This is a genomic window from Streptomyces albicerus, assembly GCF_008905045.1.
Classification (GTDB): domain Bacteria; phylum Actinomycetota; class Actinomycetes; order Streptomycetales; family Streptomycetaceae; genus Streptomyces; species Streptomyces albicerus.
The window spans coordinates 1-20,911 of the sequence record NZ_VWMY01000012.1 but is presented as its reverse complement, the minus strand read 5'-3'; the positions used below and the strand labels follow the sequence as shown (position 1 = coordinate 20,911).

The window sequence follows — 20,911 nt, the reverse complement described above, 5'->3', positions numbered from 1 at the left end:
GGGCGGCGTCCACGTAGACTGGTGGGCTGTTGTCCGGCCGTTTCCCATTTCGCATCTGGAGTCACCCCGCCATGCAGGCAGAACCGAAGAAATCGCAGGCGGGGTCGCTGGTGGGGCAGGAGTACGAGGTCGAGATCGGCCCCGTCGCCCACGGCGGGCACTGCATCGCCCGTACCGACGCAGGTCAGGTCCTCTTCGTACGGCACGCGCTGCCCGGCGAGCGGGTCGTCGCGCGCGTGACGGAGGGCGAGGAGGACTCGCGCTTCCTGCGCGCGGACGCGGTGACGGTGCTGGAGGCGTCCAAGGACCGTGTCGAGGCCCCGTGCCCGTACGCCGGTCCCGGGCGCTGCGGCGGCTGCGACTGGCAGCACGCCAAGCCGGGTGCGCAGCGGCGCCTCAAGGGCGAGGTCATCGCCGAGCAGCTCCAGCGGCTCGCGGGCCTGACGCCCGAGGAGGCCGGCTGGGACGGCACGGTGATGCCCGCCGAGGGCGACAAGCTGCCCGCCGGTGAGGTGCCCGCGTGGCGTACGCGCGTGCAGTACGCGGTGGACGAGGACGGCAACGCCGGTCTGCGCCGCCACCGTTCGCACGAGGTCGAGCCGATCGAGCACTGCATGATCGCGGCTGAGGGCGTCAGCGAGCTGGGCATCGAGGAGCGCGACTGGTCGGGTATGGAGTCGGTCGAGGCGATCGCGGCGACGGGTTCCCAGGACCGCATGGTGATCCTCGAGCCCAGGCCCGGCGCGCGACTGCCTCTCGTCGAACTCGACAAGCCCGTCTCCGTCATGCGCGTCGAGGAGAAGGACGGCGGGATCCACCGCGTCCACGGCCGCGCCTTCGTCCGCGAGCGCGCCGACGGCCGCACCTACCGCGTCGGCAGCGGCGGCTTCTGGCAGGTCCACCCGAAGGCCGCGGACACCCTGGTCCTGGCGGTCATGCAGGGCCTGCTGCCGCGCAAGGGCGAGATGGCCCTCGACCTGTACTGCGGCGTCGGCCTCTTCGCCGGCGCCCTCGCCGACCGCCTCGGCGACAAGGGCGCGGTCCTCGGCATCGAGTCCGGCAAGCGCGCGGTGGAGGACGCCCGGCACAACCTCGCCGCGTTCGACCGCGTCCGCATCGAACAGGGCAAGGTCGAGGCGGTCCTCCCGCGCACCGGCATCACCGAGGTCGACCTGATCGTCCTCGACCCGCCCCGCGCCGGCGCCGGCCGGAAGACGGTCCAGCACCTGGCTTCCCTGGGGGCACGCCGGATCGCGTACGTCGCCTGCGATCCGGCGGCGCTGGCACGGGACTTGGGGTACTTCCGGGACGGGGGGTACCGGGTGCGGACGCTACGGGCGTTCGACCTGTTTCCGATGACGCATCATGTGGAGTGTGTCGCGATCCTTGAACCGGCCGCGAAGGGTTCCTGACCTGCGGTTTTGCATATGTGCTTTATGTGCGGTGTGGGCGTTACGGACGATATCTTGACGCTTGTCCCGGAAGGGGCGAGCGAGTGCGGTGACCTGGCGTGATGAGGGCGTGGTGGCCTCTGAGTTGCGCGAATGGACTTTCGGTTGCTTCACGCTCGTGTCGGTTGAGGCCGGAAGTCCCAGAGGACTCCCACGGCTGGCGGATGCCCTTTCGCTCCACTCGAGGTAAGGCAGCGCGGCATGGGTTGGAGCCTGTGCGCTGGTGGTCGGCCTGGATCGAACGGCAGCACGGGCTCCCCGGGCGCGATGTTGTCGACGAGAGCGCTCGAACCTCGGTGCCAAGTGGCTGGCGTTAGGCCGATGCGAGCGGGATCGTTGGCTCCTGATGATCGACGACGACTTTACGGTCGCCGACGGCGGTGAGCCGACGGAGCCTGCCAAGCCTCGGTCGCCCTATAGCGAGCGGCCCATCGCGCGCGCCCGGCGGGCGAAGGCGCAGGCACTGATCGAGCGGCTCGTCGCCGAGGGGCGCGTCCGGATCGCTGATCCCGATGACGACGAGGTCGCGGAGTGGCGGCGCGTCGTCAATTACGCGAAGCGCCACGGCCTGGAGCCGGCGGGTAAACGCATCGAGAAGGTCCCTTATGGCGGGCCGGGGCTGGAGCTGTTCCTTGCGGAGGGCCTGCACCCCAACGCGCGGAGTCAGCGGCCGAAGGCGGCCGGGGGGCCGATTCCTGTCCCCGCACGGCTGGGACACCTGCATCCGGTGGTGGCTGCGCTCAAAGACGACGAGAGTCCGCTGGTGATGCCGTCTGCGCTGCGCCGTAGGTCGCTTCTGCTGCTGCAGGGTCTGGCGGCTGAGGCAGTACGGCGGGGGTATGAGGTGCGGAAGGCACGGTCGTCCTTCTTCCCACGCGAGGGCGGAGTGGACGTCGCTGTCGACGGCTTCGCGTGCACCGTCTCCGTCAGGCAGGAGTTCCCGGAGTCCATGGATCCGGAGCGCTCCACTCGTCTCGTCGTGGAGCTTGCCCATGGTCTGACCGGTCGGCCCGGGCGCTGGCGGGATCGGAAGAGCCGGACGCTTGAAGAAGCCTTGGGTGTGAGGGGAAGGTCCCGTCCGGTGCCGTGCCGTGCCGTTCGGGCGGGACCATACGCACGGGTGGAGGGCAGGTGGGGATTCCCACTGCTGCGGATATGTAATGGCTCCGACCTGGCTGCGCACCCAGTGAGCGCTCATTCCGAGCCCGGCAGGGAGGAGTGCGACAGCAAACCGAGGAATGGCCGAGAGTCTGCTGGGGGTGAGCTGAGAGAGGGGTCGGCTGTCTCAGGAAGTACCGCTCGGGATCACGCAGTTCTTCGGCTGTTCCTTGCCGGTGGGCCAGCCCAGACCGACGAACTTCAGGGTCCCGCGCACGCCCTGGCCCGGGTTCAGTTCGACCACCGCGACCGGCTTGTCGTACGGATTCCCGCCGCTGGTCAGGCAGATCAGGCCACTCGTGCCCCTCACCCGGTGCACCGACTGGAGTTTCGACCACTCCTGGCGGACGTCCGCGAGGCCGGGCGCCTGCTCGGCGTCGTTGCCCTGTACTTCGTGCAGGGCCGTGCCGATGGTGACGAGGCCGTCGTAGACGAGCATGGTGCGGGAATCCTCCAGGTTCGGGGTGGAGCCGAGGTCCGTGCCCGCCTTGCTCGTGCTCTTGATCAGGTCGCTGAGGGCGTCCAAGGCAGCCTTGGGCTCCGCGAGGTAGTGGGGGAGTTCGTTCGCGGTGGGCTCGCGGTCGTGGGTCGCCTTCCACTGCTTGGTCCAGGCGGCCAGTTCGGTGTCCCAGGCGGCCGGGTGCGCGGGGGCGGCGTACTGGACCGTCACCTTCGCCCCGCCGTCCTCGCCGCGCATCTGCGCCCAGTCCTTCTCGGACATGGCCTGCCGCAGCGAGGCGGCGTCGGAGCCGCTGACCAGGGTGAAGTGTCGGTCCGCGCAGGTCTGCTTGGCGAGCGTGAGTGCGAAGATCCGCAGGTGCAGCGTGCGCCCCGCGAAGTAGACGGTGTTGGCCGCGGAACCGCAGATGTTGTTGGCGATCTGCTCGAACTGGCTGCCGGTCGAGCCGGCCTCGTCGATCCCCGGGGATTCGAAGGGCATATCGGCGGGACCGGCGGGACCCGTCTCCTTGATCCCCCGGAACGCGCTCGCCAGCGACTCGACGTAGGCGTCCGGGCGGGTGTCGTAGACCAGCACCGTCCTGGCGTTCTCCCGGCCCCGCTCGCCGTTGAAGTTGGCCAGGGCCTCGGCCGCGTTGCCGTTGGTGGGGATGATCCGGGCCAGGCCGGGGAATCGTTGCTTCTCCCCGTCGACGTTCGCGATCCCGTCTCCGCTGATCCGGGAGGCGAGCACCGGGACGCCGTTTTCCGTCAGACGTTCTACGGCCTCCTCGGTGGCGTCGAGCGTGAGGTTGAAGCCCGTGACGGTCCGCAGCTTGTGCTTGTCGGATTCGGCCATGTCGAGCAGCGTGCTCACGACCTTGTCCTGATGGCCGTAGTTCAGCCCGGGGTTGGCCAGCACCAGCCGGATCTTGGGCACTTGGCCCTCGCCCGAGTTGGCCTGCCGCTGTCCCAGATACGCGCCCTGGAGGTCGCTGCGCATCTGCCGCCGCAGCCCCGCCGTGTCCGACTGGAGGGGCAGCATCATCGCCACGGTGACGTGGGGCTGGTTCGCGATCCTCTTGTTCTCCTCCGAGATGGCCTTGGCCACGGCGCTGATCTCCGGTGTGCCGAAGTCGTAGCCGGCGCCGTCGACGCCGATGCACTCGCCGTCGATCTTCTCGATGCCGTCGTGGCAGGTGTCCGGCTTCTGGAAGGCGGGAACGCCGTATACGCCGGCGGCCACGAGCACCGTCACGCCCGCCAGCGCGTAGAGGATCTTTCCCCACCTGGGCAGTCTGTTCCACCTGGGTATCCAGCTTGGCATCCCGGTTACCTCCTTCGGCCGAGCTCATCGGTGCAGTCGCAGCGCAGCAACGGCTGCTCGTTCGCGGCCAGTTGGCTCCACTCGGTGGCTGTCGGGCCGAGTTCTCCGGCACCGTCGAAGTCCATGGTCGAAAGTTGCCTCAGCAACTGCTCCAGCGTGCGGGCCATTTCGCTCCCGGTCGGCCTGGTGCGCTCCTCGCACAGCCATACGGCGTGCAGCAGTTGGTCGACGGTGCGGCGCAGCGGCGGTCCGTCCACCCGTACCAGACCCTGGGCGCGCTTGCGGCGCTCGTCCGCCCCGCCCGGATATGGCGCCTGGGCGGTCTCCAGCAGTTCCTCGCACCACTGACGGGGGCGGCCGGGGAGGGCGGCGGCGAGGTGGCGGACCACGTCGTCGACGCCGCCGGAGACGAGGTGGTGGTTCATATGGTGGGTCGTCACCGAGTGGAACGCACCGCCGCTCGGCCCGCCCACGGCGTAGTGGTCGCGCAGCAGATGGTGGTCGGCGTACCAGGCGGCACCGTCGCGCGACAGCCCGTACAGCCGGTGCACCAGCAGCTGGCGCAGGCCGAAGTCCCCGATGAAGTGCCGCTCGCAGCTGGGCCACCCGGTGTCGTTGAGCAGCCGCGCGACCTCATCTGCCGTCAGGCTCAGGACACGGTCTGCCTGGTGATGGCGCAGCAGGACGTCCGCGCACTCCGGGTCGTGCGCCACGGACAGATGGGTCAGGAGATCGAGCCACTGGTCATGGTGCTCGTCCGCCAGCCGCACCGGCAGCTGGTCGAGGATCAGCTCCTGGAGCAGTACGTCCGTCACCGGCCGCTCGGGGGCGCCGTCCGGGTGGTGCAGCTTGGCGTCCAGGATGGCCCGGTCGTTGGCGTCCGTCTCCATCCGGTGGTCGGCGGCGGCGGTGGCCAGCCGGATCACCGTGTGCGGCCGTCCGCCGCTCAGCTGGGCCACGGCGGCGGTGATACGGCGGCGATGCGCACCGTCTTCCCGCTCCGCGCCCAGCTGTATTCGCTCGGTCGCCTTGCGGAGCTGGTCGCCGGAGAGGAAAGGCATCCGCAGCAGGAGCACCCCGGCGGACAGCGGGCCCCGGTCCCCCTCCGGGTCCCTACGGCGGGACCAGGTGGCCGGTACCCCGTCTGCGGGCCGGAACGCCGCCACCTCCCTCGGTGGCAGACCTCCGTGCAGGAAGTCGCCGCCGTCCGCCCGGCGCGCCGTGCCCACGATCACCACGCGGTCGCGCTGCCCGCCCCGGCGGTCGGTGAGCACGGCGCGCAGCAGCCGCTCGCCCAGCGGTTCTTCGGCGTGGTCCAGCAGCAGTCCCGGGCGGCCGACCCGGCCCAGCCAGCCCCCCAGCCCGCCGTACGCCGCCTCCAGATCCTCGCGCAGCGCCCGGAACAGGAAGCGCTCCGCGTCCTCCCGCCGCTCGTCGCCGGTCCGGAAATCGGCGGCGAGCCTGCGCAGCCCGTGCTTGGGCTGGCCGGCCGCGCCGGGATACTCGCCGTAGATCCGGGTCAGTTCCGCCTCGCCCCGTGGCGTCAGGCGCTCGAAGAGGGAGTCGAGCAGCGCGGTGAGCGCGGCGGCCCCGTACGGGCCGAGCGTCTGTCCGGCCAGGACCTCCAGCATTTTCCGTACGGCCCCGAGGAGCGCGCCGCGCCAGAAGTCGCGCGCCCCCAGACCGCGCAGGCGCGGCTGCTGGATCAGTTCCTCGTACCGCTCGACCTCTGTCCTGATCGCCTGACGGGTGTCGTCCGCGACGCCGGTCGCGATCACCGCCAGGCCCGCGAAGAACCGCGGGAAGGTGAACGCGCCGCCCGTTCCCCGCCAGGTGTGCAGCAGCAGGGCGGCCTCGACCAGGGCCTCGGTCACCGCCGAGCGGGCACCGGGCTCCGGCGCGGCCCGGTCCGCATACACCAGTGAGGCGCAGTCCAGGCGGATTACCGGCACCTGGCGGGCGAAACGGTCGTGCACCGCCCGCAGCAGCCGCCCCTTGCCCATCCCCGGGCCGCCGGTGAGCAGCACCACGGGCAGGTCGGGTCCGTACAACAACTTGCGGTCGGCACCCGACGGCGACCGCCCTAACAGGTGTGCGAAGAAACCGTCCGCGCCGAGGAGTTTCTTGAAGCCCAAGTCCTCATACACGCATCTCCCCCGTGGATGCTCTCCCGCCCGGGAGCGGGTGGCCGATGTGGTGGATGGAGATTAGTGGAACACGAGACCTTCAGCCAGGACAACGGCCGTTATGTGAAAGGAAGTTGGTGGTGGGGATCCTTGGTGCGTCATGTCGTTGCTTCATGGCGCGGTGGGGACCGACGTGCCTGAGCTCCAGAGGGTATGAGTACGGCCGCCCAGCACGGAGTTGGAAGTCAGCGTGGCGTCGTCGTGACGGTGTCGCCGCGGTCGGCTTCCTTCGCGTCCAGCGTCGACGCGCTCACCGCGTCGCGAGTGCGGCGAAGGCCTCGTCGAGCAGGTCGTCGAGATCGACGCTGCCGTCGGACGCCGTCCAGTGGTTGACGGCGATGTTCAGGCAGTCCACCGCGGCCGCGGCCCGCACCAACGGACCCAGCGTCGCCGGGCGTGAGGGATCGGTGCGCTCGGTGAGGGCCTGGGCGATGGCGGGGCGCCAGCCGTTCTGCTTCTCCAGGCTCCGGGCGCACAGGACGGCGTCCTCCTTGGTGCCGAAGTAACGCAGGAAGGTGCTGCGGGACACCCCCGCGGCCTTGGCCAGGCCGTCGAAGGTGACCTTGTCGAAGCCCTGTCGACGGAACAACTCGAAGGCCACCTGGGCCAGTTCGGCCCGGATCGCGGCTCGTGCGATGTCCCGTGTGCTCGTACGCGCTGCTCCACTCACCTCGTGATGGTATCTCTTGGACGAACCTGGATTGCAGTAGAGAGTCTAAGTGGCTACTGTGAAACTCAGTTTCACAACGGGTATGGATATCCATCGAATGAGAGACATGACGCCGTGACCCAATCTCAGCCCCAGACCCAGACCCAGACCCAGACTCAGCCCCAGGCCCCCCGGGCCCAGACTCTCGGACTCATCGGCAGTGGCATGATCGGCAGCGCGCTGGCCCGTCTGGCCGTCGCCGCCGGCCTGGACGTCGTCCTGAGCAACTCCCGCGGTCCCGGGACGCTCACCGACCTCGTCGCCGACCTCGGCGAGCGGGCGCGGGCGGCCACACCCGCCGAGGCCGCGCGGGCCGGCGACCTGGTGGTGGCGACCGTCCCGCTCAAGACCCATGGCCGGCTGCCCTCGGCCGCCCTGGCCGGCAAGACTGTGATCGACACGATGAACTACTACCCGGAGCGCGACGGCCGGTTCGCGGAGCTGGACGCGGGCGAGCTGACCTCCAGCGCCCTGGTGCAGCGGCACCTGGCCGACTCGCACGTGGTCAAGGCGTTCAACAACATCGACTTCCGCCGCCTGTTCACCAGCGCCCGGCCCGCCGGCGCGGCCGACCGCAGCGCCCTGCCCGTCGCGGGCGACGACCCGGCCGCCAAGGCGGACGTGACCCGGCTCCTGGACGCCCTCGGCTACGACGCGGTGGACATCGGCACCCTCGCCGACAGCTGGCGCAGCGAACCCGGAACCCCGGTCTACGTCAACCCGTACATGGCGGAGCGGCCCGAGGGGCTGAGCCAGGAAGAGGCGGGACGCTGGTTCCTCGAGACCCCGGGCGTCCCGGTGCCCGCCGCCTGGGTGAAGGAGCTGACCGACGCCGCAGTCCGGGGCCCCGCGGACGGCTCCCGCGCGGCCGTCTCCGGAGACTGAGTCGGCTTACAGGTCTGCGACGTGAACGGCCCTCTCCTGCAAGCCAGTTCAGTGCCGACGGCCCGGACCCCGCGTCACTGCGGGACGGTGACGAGGACACGGCCCCGGCCGCCGGTGTCGACCCGGTCATGGGCTTCGGCGATCTCGTCCAGCGGATAGCGGTCGCCGACGCCGACGGTGAGGGCGCCGACGGCGGCCGCGGCGGTCAGGTCGCGGGCGGCCTGCCGTTTCGCCTCGGCTGGAAAGTCGTCGCTGCCGAGCAGGCGCAGGGTGACGTTGTTGAACAGCAAGGGCGAACTTGCGGGCGATGCCCCCTGCGGGGTCGGGGATGCGCTCGACGAACCTGGCCCGGCTTCCGCTGGGGTGCAGCCCTTCGGTCGGTGTGGCGGTCGGTGCCGGCGGTTCGGCATGTGCGATATGTGCCATGCATCAGATATGTATGATGCACATTCTGTGCATGATGCATCCCGAGGGTGCGGTGCGTCGCGCCATGGTCCGGAAGCGCAAGAGGGAGCCCCCGGTGGATAGTTCCGACAGTCCCAAGGCCGAGACCCGCTCAGGCGGTGTCGTCGGCATCCTCGCCTTCGCGGGCATCGTGGCCGCGATCACGCAGACCCTGGTCGTGCCGCTGATCGGGGAACTGCCGACGCTGCTCGACACCAGCGCCTCGAACGCCTCGTGGGTGATCACCGCCACGCTGCTCGCCGCGGCGGTGGCGACACCCGTCGCCGGACGCCTCGGTGACATGTACGGCAAGCGGCGCATGCTGCTGGCCTCGCTGGTCCCGCTCGTCGTGGGCTCGGTGGTCTGCGCCCTGTCCTCCTCGGTGATCCCGATGATCGCGGGACGCGGACTGCAGGGCCTGGGCATGGGCGTGGTCCCCCTGGGCATCAGCCTTCTGCGCGACGTCGTGCCGACCGAGAAACTGGGCTCGTCCATCGCGATCATGAGCGCGTCCATGGGCGTGGGCGGCGCGCTCGGCCTGCCGTTCTCCGCGGCGATCGCCGAGAACGCAAGCTGGCGCGTGCTGTTCTGGATAGTCGCCGCCCTGGCCCTCGCGGTCGCCACCCTGATCTGGTTCGTCGTGCCCGCGGGCCGGGTGAACACCGCTGTGGGCGGCTTCGACCTGCTCGGCGCGGTCGGCCTGGGCGTCGGACTCGTCTGTCTGCTCCTCGGCATCTCCAAGGGCGCCGACTGGGGCTGGGGGAGCGGCACCACCCTCGGGCTGCTCGCCGCCGCGGTCGTCGCGCTGCTGGTCTGGGGCTGGTGGGAGCTGCGTACGAGTGAGCCGCTGGTCGACCTGCGTGTGACCGCCCGCCCGCGGGTGCTGATGACGAACGCGGCCTCGATCCTGGTCGGGTTCGCGATGTACGCGCAGTCGCTGGTCGTGCCCCAGTTGCTGCAGCTGCCCGAGGCCACCGGCTACGGCCTGGGCCAGTCAATGCTGGCGATGGGTCTGTGGGTGGCCCCGTCGGGCCTGATGATGATGGTGATGTCGCCAATCGGCGCCAAGGTCTCGGCCGCCTTCGGACCCAAGGTGACACTGAGCGTCGGAGCGCTCGTCATCTCCCTCGGCTACGGCCTCTCCCTGCCGTTGATCGGTTTCGACTCCCCCTGGGGTCTGCTCGCCGTGACCATCGTCGCCAACACGGGTGTCGGCTTCGCCTACGGCGCGATGCCGGCCCTCATCATGGGCGCGGTGCCCCAGTCGGAGACCGCCTCGGCCAACAGCTTCAACACCCTGATGCGTTCGATCGGCAGCTCCGTGTCGGCCGCCGTGATGGCCGTGGTTCTGGCCCAGATGACCACGGACTTCGGCGGTTTCGTCCTGCCCTCCGAGGACGGTTTCCGCGTCGCCATGCTGATCGGCTGCGGTGTGGCCCTCGCGGCGGCGGTCGTCGCCTTTCTCATCCCGGTCCCGAAGGCGGCCGCGCAGCCGGAGCCCGACGCGGCAACGCCGTCCGCCCCCGAGGCTGCTGAGGCCGAGGTCAAGGCCTGACCCGAACCTCACCGAGCCGGCCGCCACCGCTTGTCGCGGGGGCGGCCGGCCGCGTCAGCGCCCGAACCGTTGAGGACCCGGACTGGAGGAGCCTGAACTCCCTGGTGGGCAACCGGAGTTCGTACGCCGCGGAGGTGTGCCGGGTGAGCCCGGCCGGGGCCGCGTGACCGGCCCCTCGCACGCCGAGCACGCGCGTCCGCAGAGGGAGGGAGCCGGGCGCCGCAGCAGCCTCGGATCTTCCTACCAGCGAGACCGCATCTGCCATGGTGAATCACCCAAAACATTGCAAGTGCGAGATCAGAAGACTTAATCTGTCGCATATGCAGTCCTACACCATCGGTCAGGCGGCGCGTCTGCTGGGCGTCAGTCCCGACACCGCGCGGCGCTGGGCGGACGCCGGCCGGGTCGCGACCCATCGCGACGAGGGCGGACGCCGCCTCATCGACGGCCGGGATCTCGCCGCGTTCTCCGTCGAACTCGCCCAGAGCGGCGCCGCGGGCACCGGCGAGGACGACACCGCGTACACGTCGGTCCGTAACGCGTTTCCCGGCATCGTCACCGCCATCAAACTCGGTGATGTCGCGGCCCAGGTCGAGATCCAGGCGGGCCCGCACCGGCTGGTCTCCTTGCTGACCCGGGAGGCCGTCGAGGAACTGGGCCTGGAGGTCGGTATGCGGGCCACCGCCCGTGTGAAGTCGACGAACGTACACATCGACCGCACCTGACCAGGACGTCCGCCCGCCGCCCGCAGTCCCAAGGAGCCTCCACCGTGTCCCCCGCCTTCACCCGCCGTCGAACCGCTGTCGCCGGTCTGACCGTCGCCCTGCTCGTGTCCCTTGCCTCCTGCGGCGACGGTGACGGCGGTACGAAGGCAGCGGGCTCCTCCCGAACCGATCTGACCGTGCTGGCGGCCTCCTCGCTCACCGACGTCTTCAAGACCGCGGGCGCGGCGTACGAGAAGGAGCACCCCGGCACGAAGATCACCTTCTCCTTCGCCGGTTCCCAGGAACTGGCCGCCCAGGTGGAGCAGGGCGCCCCCGCCGACGCGCTCGTCACCGCCGACACCAAGACGATGGACGGGCTGGGGTCCGACACCGGCACCCCGGCCGTCATCGCCAAGAACCGCCTGGTCATCGCCACCGACAAGGGCAACCCGGAAAAGATCGAGGGGCTGGGGGACCTCGCCGACACCAGGCTGAAGGTCGTGCTCGCGGCCCCCGAGGTCCCGGTCGGCCGCTACAGCCGGCAGATCCTCGACACCCAGAAGATCACCGTGAAGCCGGTCTCCGAGGAGGCCAACGTCCGCGCCGTACTCAGCAAGGTCGAGCTCGGCGAGGCGGACGCGGGCATCGTCTACAAGACCGACGCGGCCGCGGCGACCGACAAGGTCGACACCGTCCCGATCCCCGACGACCAGAACGCCATCGCCTCCTACCCGGCAGCCACGCTCAAGGAGTCCCAGCACTCCGCGGCGGCCGCGTCCTTCGTGAAGTGGCTCTCCTCGGCCGAGGCCCAGAAGATCCTCCGCGACGCCGGCTTCGAGAAGCCGTAACAGACCATGAAAGGCGTACGCACGACCGGGCCGGACCGCGAGAGCAGGCGCTCGCGTGGCTTCCGTACGCCCCTGCCGCTGGCCCTTCCCGCCCTGCTCGCCATCGCCTTCCTGGTGCTGCCGCTGGCCGGCATCCTGGCGCGCACGAGCTGGGGCGATCTGGGCGGGCACCTGACCAGCCTCGGCGCGAGCCAGGCGCTCGAGCTCTCGCTCGTCGTCTCCTTCTGGTCGCTGGGTCTTTCGCTCGTCCTCGGTGTCCCGCTGGCCTGGCTGCTCGCCCGGGTGCCGTTCCCCGGCAAGGCCCTCGTCCGCTCGCTCGTGCTGCTGCCGATGGTGCTGCCGCCGACCGTCGGCGGGGTCGCGCTGCTGCTCGCCTTCGGGCGGCGCGGGCTGCTCGGGCCCTGGCTGGAGGACACCTTCGGCATCACGCTGCCGTTCCACACCTCGGGCGCGGTCCTCGCCGCCACCTTCGTCGCGATGCCCTTCCTGGTGATCAGCCTCGAAGGGGCGATCGCGGGGCTCCGGCCGCGTTACGAGGAGACGGCCGCCTCGCTCGGAGCCTCGCCGGTACGGGTCTTCGCGACCGTCACGCTGCCCATGGTGGCCCCGGGTCTGATCGCCGGAGCCGCGCTCACCTGGGCCCGCGCCCTCGGTGAGTTCGGCGCCACGATCACCTTCGCGGGCAACCTGCCGGGCACCACCCAGACCCTGCCCCTCCAGGTCTATCTGCTCCTCCAGGACAACCCGGAGGCCGCCACCTCGGTGTCCCTCCTCCTGCTCGCCATCGCCATGGCGGTCCTCGTCGCCCTGCGCGGCCGCTTCACGGGCACACCGGGCGGCGCCCGCACGTATGTGGCCAAACCGTTGGTCGAGAGCCCGGCCAAGTCCCGGGCGGAGGAGGACAGTTCACCGGCCGCCGACACGGACCCCACCGCCTCCTACGGCGAACTCTGGTCCCTGCACGCCGAAGTCACCGGCTTCAACCAACTGGTCCTGGACGCCGACCCCGGCACCACCATCGCCGTCGTCGGCCCCAACGGCGCCGGCAAGACCACCCTTCTGCGGGCCCTGCTCGGCCTGACCCCGCGCGCCCACGCCGAGCTGCGCCTCGGCGACACGGACGTCACCGAACTGCCCCCGCACCGCAGGGGAGTTGCCTGGGTACCCCAGGACGGTGCGCTCTTCCCACACCTCACCGCGCTCGCCAACACGGCATACGGGCTCCGGGCCCAGGGCGTGCGCAGGGCCGAGGCCCGCCGGATCGCCCAGCAGTGGCTCGACCGGCTCGGCGTCGGCCATCTCGCGCACCGCAAGCCGTCCCAGATCTCCGGCGGTCAGGCCCAACGCGTCGCCTTGGCACGGGCGTTGGCCACCCGTCCGCGTCTGCTCCTCCTCGACGAACCCCTCGCGGCCCTCGACCAGACGACCCGCGCCCAGGTACGCCACACCCTGCGCCGTCACCTCGACGGCTTCGGCGGGGTCTGCCTGATCGTCACGCACGATCCGGTCGAGGCGGTGTCCCTCGCGGACCGTGTCCTCGTACTCGACGACGGCCGCGCCCTCCAGGACGCCCCGCCCGCCGAGGTCACCCGGCACCCCCGCTCGCCCTGGGTGGCCCGGATGCTGGGCCGCAATGCCTGGCCCGGCACCGCGACCGCCGATGGACTCCGACTCGCCGAGGGCGACGGCCGGTTGGTCGTCGCCGACCCGCTGCCCGAGGGCACCGAAGCCCTCGCGATCATCGCCCCGGAGGCGGTCTCCGTCCATCGGGACAGGCCCGGCGGCAGCCCCCGTAACGTATGGCCCGGAACCGTGCGCGAGATCACCGCCACGGGCAGCAGGCTGCGGGTCCTGATCACCTCGGACCGGGCGCCCGACCTGGTCGCCGAGATCACCCCGCAGGCAGCCGCCGAACTCGGTCTGGCCGACGGCACCGCGGTGTGGACCAGCGTGAAGGCGACGGAGACGACCGTCGTGACGCTCTGACTCCTTGAAGCGCGCAGCCGTGTCCCGGTCGCCGGGTGATCAGTACACGTCGCGGACGTACCGCTTCTCCGCCGCGAGCTGCTTGACGTACGCGGCGGCCTCGGCCTCGCCCAGGCCGCCGTGCGTGACGGCGATGTCCCGCAGCGCCCGGTCGACGTCCTTGACCATGCGGGAGGCGTCACCGCAGACGTAGAAGCGGGCGCCGCTCTGGAGCCAGGACCACAGTTCGGGCCCGTGCTCGCGCATCCGGTCCTGGACGTAGACCTTGGCGCGCTGGTCGCGGGAGAACGCGGTGTCCAGGCGGGTGAGGGTGCCGTCGTCGAGGAAGGCGGTCAGCTCGTCCTCGTAGTAGAAGTCGGTGGCCCGGTGCTGTTCACCGAAGAACAGCCAGTTGGGCGCCCGGTGCCCGAGGGCCCGCCGCTCCTCGAGGAAGCCGACGAAGGGCGCGACTCCGGTGCCGGGCCCGACCATCACCATCGGGGTCGCCGGGTCCGCCGGGGGTCGGAAATGCGGGGAGCGCTGTACGAACACCGGTACCGGGGTGTCCGGTTCGGCGTCGGCGAGGAAGGGCGAGCAGACGCCGCCGCGGGCCTGTCCGCCGAGGTTCTCGTACCGCACGACGGAGACCGTCAGCGACACGAGGTGCGGGTCGACGAGCGGGCTGGACGATATGGAGTACAGGCGGGGCTGGAGCCGCTTCAGGACCCCGGCCCACTCCTGGGCGCTCGCCCGCACGGGATGCTCGGCGATCACATCGACAGCCTGCCGCCCCCAACTCCACTTCGCCAGCCCGTCCTTGTTGTCCGGCCGCATCAGCCTCTTCAACTCCCGGTTGTCACCGGTCCGTTCGGCCACGAAGCGCAGCAGATCCGGGGTGATCCTGGTGATGTCGAGATGCCGGCCCAGCGCGTCGGCGAGGGAGGTATGGCCAACTCCGTTCACTTCCACGGTGGTTGAGGCGTCAAGCCCGGACACCTCCAGCCATTCCCGAACCAGGCCGGGCGAGTTGACCGGCCGCACACCGAGCGCGTCCCCGGCCTCGTACGTCAGCGGGGTGTCGCTCTCCCGCGTGTCGAACGTGAACCGGCGGACCTCCTTGTCCGCACCGGGCAGGCTGAGCAGCCGGTTGCCGGTGAGTCGGGCGGTGACGGGCGCGGGCTTCCTCGATGTCGATGCCGGAGCGCTCGGAACCGGCGCCGGGGCGGTTTCCTGACCAGGGGCGAGCGCGGTGAGCACCTGGTCCAGCCAAGCCTGCGCGGAGGGCTCGTAATCCGGCTCGCAGTCCGTACGCGGGGCGAGCCGGACCCCTCCCAACTCGTCCAGCCGCTGGTCGAGTCGGCGCCCGTGCCCGCAGAAGTCGTCGTACGAGGAGTCCCCGAGGGCCAGCACGGCATAGCGCACACCGTCCAGGCGCGGCGACTCGGGCGTGTCCAGCGCCGCCCAGAACCCGGAGCCGTTGTCGGGCGCATCCCCGTCGCCGAACGTACTGGTGATCAGCAGCAGATCCGCCCCCGGTGGCAGCGCGCGCGGATCGGCGTCGTCCATGTCGACAAGCGTGGCCTTGTGCCCGGTCGCGGCAAGCCGCTCGGCAGCGGCCGTCGCGACCTCCTCGGCGTTCCCGGTCTGCGAGGCCCACAACACGACGACCTCACGGAGGGGAGTGGCTGTCGCTTGTGGTGCGTCGGCCGCCCGGGAGTACATCCCGGCGAGCACACCGTTCACCCACAGCGCGTGCTCAGGCATGAAGGGAGCGTCGGACGGAAGCACGGGCACACCGGGCGCGCCGGCGGAGAGCCCGGCGAGAAAGCCGGTGAGGTACTGGCGTTCCTGGGCGGTGAGGACGGGCGGAGGGGCGGGCGCGAGCCCGAAGACGAGGGCAGTGTCAGCCCCTCCGGCGATAGCGGCAATTTCAGCCCCTCCGGCGTTTGAGGAGCGGGGGTCTGGGGGCAGCGCCCCCAGGGGGGTCCGGGGCAGCGCCCCGCTTTCGGGAAGGGGTGGGGTGGGGGAAGAAACCCTCGCCACAGCCACCGCACACACCTTCAACTCCGGCTGAAACGAAACCGGATCCACGGCGTCACTAGTGACGGCATTGACGCTCAGATACTCCCCGAACAGATCGTTCCAATGGAACGGCGCGAACAGACACCCACGCAGCACCCGATCCGTCACCACCGCAGGCAACACGGCCCGCCCCCGCCGCGAGGCAACCTCGACCCTGTCACCCTCGACGACACCGAGCACCGCGGCATCCTCCGGATGCACCTCCACGAACGGCCCGGGATTGAGCTTGTTGAGCTTGCCCACCCTCCCGGTCTTGGTCAGCGTGTGCCACTGATGCTGAAGCCGCCCGGTGTTCAGCACGAAGGGAAAGTCGTCGTCGGGCATCTCCGCGGCGGCCATGTGCGGCCGAGCGTGGAACACGGCCCGCCCACTGGCGGTAGGAAATACGGGACCCTCGTCCACGGAATCCACGTACCGGATCGGATTCCGGTCGGGCCCGTCCTCCCGCCCGGCCGGCCACTGCACGGACGTGTCCCGCAGCCGCTCGTACGTCACACCCCGCAGATCCCACCCGGTCTTCGGATTCCACGCGCGCTTGATCTCCTCGAAGATCTCCTCCGCGCTCTCGTACGAGAACCCCTTCTCGTATCCCATCGCGCAGGCCACCCGCGCGATGATCCGCCAGTCCGCGAGCGCCTCGCCGGGCGGCTCCACGGCGGGCCGCGCGAGCGTGAGGTTGCGCTCGCTGTTGATGAGGACGCCCTCGGTCTCGGTCCACATGGCGCCGGGGAGCACGACATCGGCGTACGCGTTGGTCTCGGTCTCGGCGAAGACGTCCTGCGTGACGACGAACTCGGCGGCCTCGAGCCCCTCGATGACGGTCCGGCGATTGGCGACCGAGGCGACGGGATTGGTGCAGATGATCCAGCAGGCCTTGATCTCGCCGTCGGCCATCTTCTGGAACATCTCGACGGTGCCCTTCCCGACCCCGTCCTTCCGAATCGAGTCGGGCGGCAGCTCCCACAGCTCCTCGACGAAGGCACGCTCGTCGTCGACGAGTACGGACCGCTGTCCCGGCAGACCGGGCCCCATGTACCCCATCTCGCGGCCGCCCATGGCGTTCGGCTGCCCGGTGAGCGAGAAGGGCCCGGAGCCCGGGCGGCAGATGGCACCGGTCGCGAGATGCAGGTTGACCAGGGCGTTCGTGTTCCAGGTGCCGTGCGTGGACTGATTGAGGCCCATGGTCCACAGGCTCATCCACTCGTCCGCCTCGCCGATCAGCCGCGCGGCCTCACGGATGTCCGCCTCCGGGATGCCGGTGATCTCGGCGACGGCCGCGGGCGTGTAGTCGGCGAGGAAGCCGGGCATCGCCTCCCAGCCCTCGGTGTGGGCGGCGATGAAGTCGGGGTCGGTGTGCCCGTTCTCGTGGAGGAGATACAGGAGCCCGTTCAGCAGGGCCAGGTCCGTGCCCGGCTTGATCTTCATGAACAGATCGGCCTTGTCGGCGGTCGCGGTGCGCCGCGGATCGACGACGATCACCTTCGCGCCCGCCGACTTCACCCGGTCCATCATCCGCAGGAAGAGAATCGGATGGCAGTCGGCCATGTTCGAGCCGATGACCAGGAAGACGTCCGCCTTCTCGAAGTCCTGGTACGAGCCGGGCGGCCCGTCGGCACCCAGCGACAGCTTGTAACCGGCGCCCGCGCTCGCCATGCACAACCGCGAGTTCGACTCGATCTGGTTCGTCCGTACGAAGCCCTTGGCCAGCTTGTTCGCCAGGTACTGGGCCTCCAGGCTCATCTGCCCCGAGACATAGAAGGCGAAGGCGTCCGGACCGTGCTCGTCGATGATCGCGCGCAGCCGCCGCGCGGTCTCGGCGATCGCCGCGTCCACGGGCGCCGCCACCGGCTCCGCGCCGCGGTCGTCCCGTACGAGCGCGGTGGACAGCCGTCCCGGCGCGGCGAGCATGTCGGCCGTGGTCGCGCCCTTGGTGCACAGTCGGCCGTGGTTCGCCGGGTGCGCCTTGTCCCCGGAGGCCTTCAGGACCGTACGCCGCCCGTCGGGGCCCATCCCGATGTCGAGGACCATGCCGCAGCCCACACCGCAGTACGAGCAGACCGTGCGCACCTGCGTCGTGGGGGTGGTCGTGGTCACACAGCTGCCTTTCGCCGGCCTTCTTCGGTCCTCGGGCCCCTTCTCGAAACGGAACCTCCGTCCGTGAGCGTACGAATTGCCCGTTACGCCTGTGTCACATGTCGCGATCATGAGGAGTTACACGCGCCACACAGCCGCCGTCGGCGCGATGTGAGGGGCCCCATAGGACCGCGGTCGCTGCGGACCGTGTCGCATTGGGCCGAACGGGTGACCATGCGCAAGAATGGCCGGTGCAGACAGTCAGTGCGGCAATGCGGCAATCAGCGCGAGTCAGGTCGGGGGGAGCCGGTGAACAGCCACGACGTCACCGATGAACAGTGGGAAGGGCTCGCCCAGGTCGTACCGCTGCGCGGCCGCGATGCCTGGCCGTCGGCGGTCGACCACCGGTCGATCCCGGAGGCGGCGACCGAGGCGCGGCGCCGCTTCGTGGTCCTGCGGGTCAACATCTTCGCGGACGCCCGCGACGTCGCCGAGACCCTGATGGCCGGCGTTCCGGTCCTCCTGGACCTCACAGGCGCGGAGACGGACGTCGCCAAGCGCGTACTCGACTTCAGCACGGGCGTCGTCTTCGGACTCGCGAGCGGGATGCACCGGGTCGACCGGAACGTGTTCCTTCTCACGCCGCCGGGGACCGAGGTGGGCGGGCTGATGGAGGGCGCGGGGATTCCCGGGGCGTGAGCATCCCTCCGATCCCTCCGATCCCTCCGATCCCTCCGATCCCTCCGATCCCTCCGATCCCTCGATCGTAGGAAGGTCTGCCGGGCGAAACGGTTCGGCCTGACGGCGGAGCTCTACCGTCCGGATATGACCCTGTCATCTCCCGGGACCCGCCCGTCGGCCGAGGCACGCCCGGACCGGCCCAGCGTCACCGAACTGCGGCTCGCCGCGTTCGCCGCGCACCGCCGCGCCGGCTTCCCGCTCGGACCGCTCAGCCTCTTCGCCGGGCCGAGCGGCAGCGGCAAATCGAGCGCTCTGCGGGCGTACGAGGCCCTGGCCCGGCTCGGCGGCGGGGCCGAACTGGCCGAGGTGTTCCCGGATCCGGTCGCGTGCGTGCCCGAGCGGGCCCGGCCCGACGCCCAGCGGCGGCGCGGGTTCCGCATCGGCTGCACGGCGGACGGTCCCGAGGGCCCGGTACGGCTCGACGTCGCCGTGCAGGCCGAGCCCGAACTGCGCATCGTGGGCGAGCGGTTGACGACCGGCGGCCTGACCCTGCTGGAGACGGCCCTGCGCGATCCGAGCCGGCGTGCCGTGCAGGCGGCCTGGCACACGGCGGGCTCGTCCCCGGTGACGAGGGCGCCCCTCCCCGACGACCGCCTCGGCACGGCGCTCCTGCCCCTGCGCGTCGCGGGCAAGACGGACGGCCAGCGCCAAGTCATCGCCGCCGCCGAGCAGATGGTGGTCGCCCTGCGGTCCGTCTTCGCCTGCGACCCGCTGCCCCGCTCCATGCGCACCGCCGTACCGCTCGGCGCGGGACGGCTGCTGCGCGGCTGCGACAACCTCGCCGAAGTGCTGTGGCGTACGCGCTCGGAGTGCGGCCGTCGGCACGGGCTCCTGGTCGACGCGGTGCGGGCGGGATGCGCGGGGCCGGTCCTCGACGTCCTGGCCGAGCGGCCGGCCGGTGGGATCGACGGGACGGTTCGGGCGCTGCTCGACCGGGGCGACGGGCTGCGGACGCCGCTCGGGCTGCTGGGCGACGGGGAGTTGAGGTATCTCGCGCTGTCCCTGGTACTGCTCACCGGCCCCGGCGTCCTCGAGGTCGACCCGGCCGGTGAGGTGCCCGCGGCGCTGCAGACGCTCACCGTGCTCGCCGACGGGTTCGACCGCGATCTGGACGTACGGCAGCGGGAGGGGCTCGTGCGGCTGGCGGCGCGGATGTGCGAGCGCGGGCACATCCGGCTGGTGGGGGCCGTGAGTGACGCGTCCTGGGCGGCGGGGGTGGGCGGGGTGACGGTGGTAGACCTTGAGCCGTGACTGAACTTGATGTGGCGACGCTGCAGCGCAGGCTGGCCGAGTTCGCGGCGGCGCGGAACTGGCAGCCGTACCACACGCCCAAGAACCTCGTCGCCGCGCTCAGCGTGGAGGCGTCCGAACTCGTCGAGATCTTCCAGTGGCTGACGCCCGAGGAGTCGGCCCGGGTGATGGACGACCCGGAGAGGGCTCCCCGTGTGACGGACGAAGTCGCCGACGTGCTGGCGTACTTGCTGCAGTTGTGCGAGGTGCTCGGTATCGATCCGCTTGCGGCGCTCGATGCGAAGATCGACCGGAACGAACGGAGGTTTCCGGTGGGAGAGGGTTCCTGACCGTCTGCCGGTCGCCCTTGGAACGGACTCGAGGACCCCGAATGTCACTCTCCGGAGTTATCGATCTATCCACATCCAATTCCGTGTCCGCAGATTTCAGGCTTCCTCTGGCTTTTCGTCCCCAGTCACTTCACTCTGGGTAGTGGACAGGCGGAGTTCGGGCAGGCGTGTGAAGAGCGCGTCGGGACAGACGGGGACAACGCATGGACGCGGTGCGGCTCATCGGCGCGAGCAGATGTGCCCTGGTGGGGAGCGGGGACGCTCCCGGGATCATGGCGGAGGCCTGGCAGGCGCAGGCCCTCGCCCAGGCGATAGGCAGCCGGCTGGCGGTGTCCGGGCCTCCTGAACTGCGAGGTGAGGCACTGGGGTTGACCGAGCTGGCCGGTCGGGGATGCGGGGTGCTGGACGCGCCGGCGCTCGATGCGGGAAGCCTGCGGGCCGCCCAGCTCACCGAGCTCGGCGATGCGCGCCGCGCGCTTCTCGACCTCGGCGGGCTGCTCGGCGAGGTCGGTATCGCCCTCGTCGGGATCGCCTGCGCGGCGGACGACGAGGGGACGTACTGGCAGTGCATGGAGGCCATCGACGCGGCGGACGAGTCCCGGGACCGGGTACTCGAGATGCTCCGAAGACTCGCGGTGCGGGATCAGGGGGCGGCGGCGGGGTAGTGGGGGTTTTGCTCGCCCCCGCCGCCCCTACCCGTCCCATCCCTGGGGGCTGCGCCCCCAGACCCCCGCTATCGGCCTAGCGGCCTCGTCCTCAAACGCC

14 protein-coding genes and 1 pseudogene are annotated in these 20,911 nt (G+C 70.7%); 10 read left to right on the top strand and 5 right to left on the bottom strand.

The window, feature by feature from the left end; translation table 11 throughout:
• Nucleotides 1-71 precede the first annotated feature (71 nt).
• Nucleotides 72-1,412 carry a class I SAM-dependent RNA methyltransferase gene (locus GAS53_RS12080; protein ID WP_151477516.1) on the top strand — a complete coding sequence of 447 codons (1,341 nt, stop codon included), beginning with the start codon at nucleotides 72-74 and terminating at the stop codon, nucleotides 1,410-1,412.
• Between the two features lie 1,324 nt (nucleotides 1,413-2,736).
• Here the strand turns inward: GAS53_RS12080 and GAS53_RS12070 are convergent.
• The 3 genes from GAS53_RS12070 to GAS53_RS12060 form a co-directional block, all read right to left on the bottom strand.
• Nucleotides 2,737-4,374 (bottom strand): type 1 periplasmic-binding domain-containing protein, encoded by a 1,638-nt coding sequence (locus GAS53_RS12070; protein ID WP_151477515.1) that lies wholly within the window; start codon nucleotides 4,372-4,374, stop codon nucleotides 2,737-2,739.
• 5 nt (nucleotides 4,375-4,379) lie between these two features.
• Complete coding sequence (locus tag GAS53_RS12065; RefSeq protein ID WP_151477514.1) at nucleotides 4,380-6,521, bottom strand: P-loop NTPase family protein; 2,142 nt, start codon at nucleotides 6,519-6,521, stop codon at nucleotides 4,380-4,382.
• Nucleotides 6,522-6,810: 289 nt separating this feature from the next.
• Nucleotides 6,811-7,230, bottom strand: a complete 420-nt coding sequence (locus GAS53_RS12060) for a TetR family transcriptional regulator (RefSeq protein WP_225858877.1) — start codon at nucleotides 7,228-7,230, stop codon at nucleotides 6,811-6,813.
• A gap of 114 nt (nucleotides 7,231-7,344) precedes the next feature.
• Here GAS53_RS12060 and GAS53_RS12055 point away from each other — a divergent pair, with 114 nt between their 5' ends.
• Nucleotides 7,345-8,154 (top strand): NADPH-dependent F420 reductase, encoded by an 810-nt coding sequence (locus tag GAS53_RS12055; protein ID WP_225858876.1) that lies wholly within the window; start codon nucleotides 7,345-7,347, stop codon nucleotides 8,152-8,154.
• A gap of 74 nt (nucleotides 8,155-8,228) precedes the next feature.
• Here the strand turns inward: GAS53_RS12055 and GAS53_RS12050 are convergent.
• Nucleotides 8,229-8,447: pseudogene (locus GAS53_RS12050) on the bottom strand (NADPH:quinone reductase); the annotation flags it as partial.
• A 227-nt stretch (nucleotides 8,448-8,674) separates the two neighbouring features.
• Between GAS53_RS12050 and GAS53_RS12045 the strand changes: the two are divergent.
• The 4 genes from GAS53_RS12045 to GAS53_RS12030 all read left to right on the top strand — a co-directional run bounded on the left by GAS53_RS12045 (nucleotide 8,675) and on the right by GAS53_RS12030 (nucleotide 13,691).
• The gene (locus GAS53_RS12045) at nucleotides 8,675-10,153 is read left to right on the top strand and encodes an MFS transporter (RefSeq protein ID WP_225858875.1); all 1,479 of its coding nucleotides are present in this window, start codon (nucleotides 8,675-8,677) and stop codon (nucleotides 10,151-10,153) included.
• Nucleotides 10,154-10,473: 320 nt separating this feature from the next.
• Nucleotides 10,474-10,878 (top strand): TOBE domain-containing protein, encoded by a 405-nt coding sequence (locus GAS53_RS12040; RefSeq protein WP_151477513.1) that lies wholly within the window; start codon nucleotides 10,474-10,476, stop codon nucleotides 10,876-10,878.
• Nucleotides 10,879-10,922: 44 nt separating this feature from the next.
• Entirely contained in the window at nucleotides 10,923-11,705 is a 783-nt protein-coding gene (gene modA, locus GAS53_RS12035; RefSeq protein ID WP_151477512.1) for a molybdate ABC transporter substrate-binding protein, read from the top strand.
• Nucleotides 11,706-11,711: 6 nt separating this feature from the next.
• A complete protein-coding gene (locus GAS53_RS12030) occupies nucleotides 11,712-13,691 on the top strand; it encodes an ABC transporter permease (protein ID WP_151477511.1) in 1,980 nt (659 codons plus the stop codon).
• A gap of 39 nt (nucleotides 13,692-13,730) precedes the next feature.
• Here GAS53_RS12030 and GAS53_RS12025 read toward each other — a convergent pair whose 3' ends face one another.
• Complete coding sequence (locus GAS53_RS12025; protein ID WP_404829211.1) at nucleotides 13,731-17,780, bottom strand: molybdopterin-dependent oxidoreductase; 4,050 nt, start codon at nucleotides 17,778-17,780, stop codon at nucleotides 13,731-13,733.
• A 354-nt stretch (nucleotides 17,781-18,134) separates the two neighbouring features.
• Here GAS53_RS12025 and GAS53_RS12020 point away from each other — a divergent pair, with 354 nt between their 5' ends.
• The 4 genes from GAS53_RS12020 (at nucleotide 18,135) to GAS53_RS12005 (ending at nucleotide 20,811) form a co-directional block, all read left to right on the top strand.
• The gene (locus tag GAS53_RS12020; protein ID WP_151477509.1) at nucleotides 18,135-18,524 is read left to right on the top strand and encodes a cell division protein SepF; all 390 of its coding nucleotides are present in this window, start codon (nucleotides 18,135-18,137) and stop codon (nucleotides 18,522-18,524) included.
• A 126-nt stretch (nucleotides 18,525-18,650) separates the two neighbouring features.
• On the top strand, nucleotides 18,651-19,817 hold the full coding sequence (locus GAS53_RS12015) for an AAA family ATPase (RefSeq protein WP_151477508.1): 1,167 nt from the start codon (nucleotides 18,651-18,653) through the stop codon (nucleotides 19,815-19,817).
• Nucleotides 19,814-20,146 (top strand): nucleotide pyrophosphohydrolase, encoded by a 333-nt coding sequence (locus tag GAS53_RS12010; protein ID WP_151477507.1) that lies wholly within the window; start codon nucleotides 19,814-19,816, stop codon nucleotides 20,144-20,146. The genes GAS53_RS12015 and GAS53_RS12010 overlap by 4 nt, the downstream gene beginning before the upstream one ends.
• 203 nt (nucleotides 20,147-20,349) lie before the next feature.
• The gene (locus tag GAS53_RS12005; RefSeq protein WP_151477506.1) at nucleotides 20,350-20,811 is read left to right on the top strand and encodes a DUF6099 family protein; all 462 of its coding nucleotides are present in this window, start codon (nucleotides 20,350-20,352) and stop codon (nucleotides 20,809-20,811) included.
• Nucleotides 20,812-20,911: the final 100 nt, after the last annotated feature.

Excerpts from the sequence above, each read along its gene's own strand:
- GAS53_RS12025 (WP_404829211.1), bottom strand. The coding sequence starts at position 17,780 with ATGGTCCTCGACATCGGGATGGGCCCCGACGGGCGGCGTACGGTCCTG.
- GAS53_RS12080 (WP_151477516.1), top strand. The coding sequence starts at position 72 with ATGCAGGCAGAACCGAAGAAATCGCAGGCGGGGTCGCTGGTGGGGCAG.
- GAS53_RS12030 (WP_151477511.1), top strand. The coding sequence starts at position 11,712 with ATGAAAGGCGTACGCACGACCGGGCCGGACCGCGAGAGCAGGCGCTCG.
- GAS53_RS12070 (WP_151477515.1), bottom strand. The coding sequence starts at position 4,374 with ATGCCAAGCTGGATACCCAGGTGGAACAGACTGCCCAGGTGGGGAAAG.
- GAS53_RS12040 (WP_151477513.1), top strand. The coding sequence starts at position 10,474 with ATGCAGTCCTACACCATCGGTCAGGCGGCGCGTCTGCTGGGCGTCAGT.
- GAS53_RS12005 (WP_151477506.1), top strand. The coding sequence starts at position 20,350 with ATGGACGCGGTGCGGCTCATCGGCGCGAGCAGATGTGCCCTGGTGGGG.
- GAS53_RS12015 (WP_151477508.1), top strand. The coding sequence starts at position 18,651 with ATGACCCTGTCATCTCCCGGGACCCGCCCGTCGGCCGAGGCACGCCCG.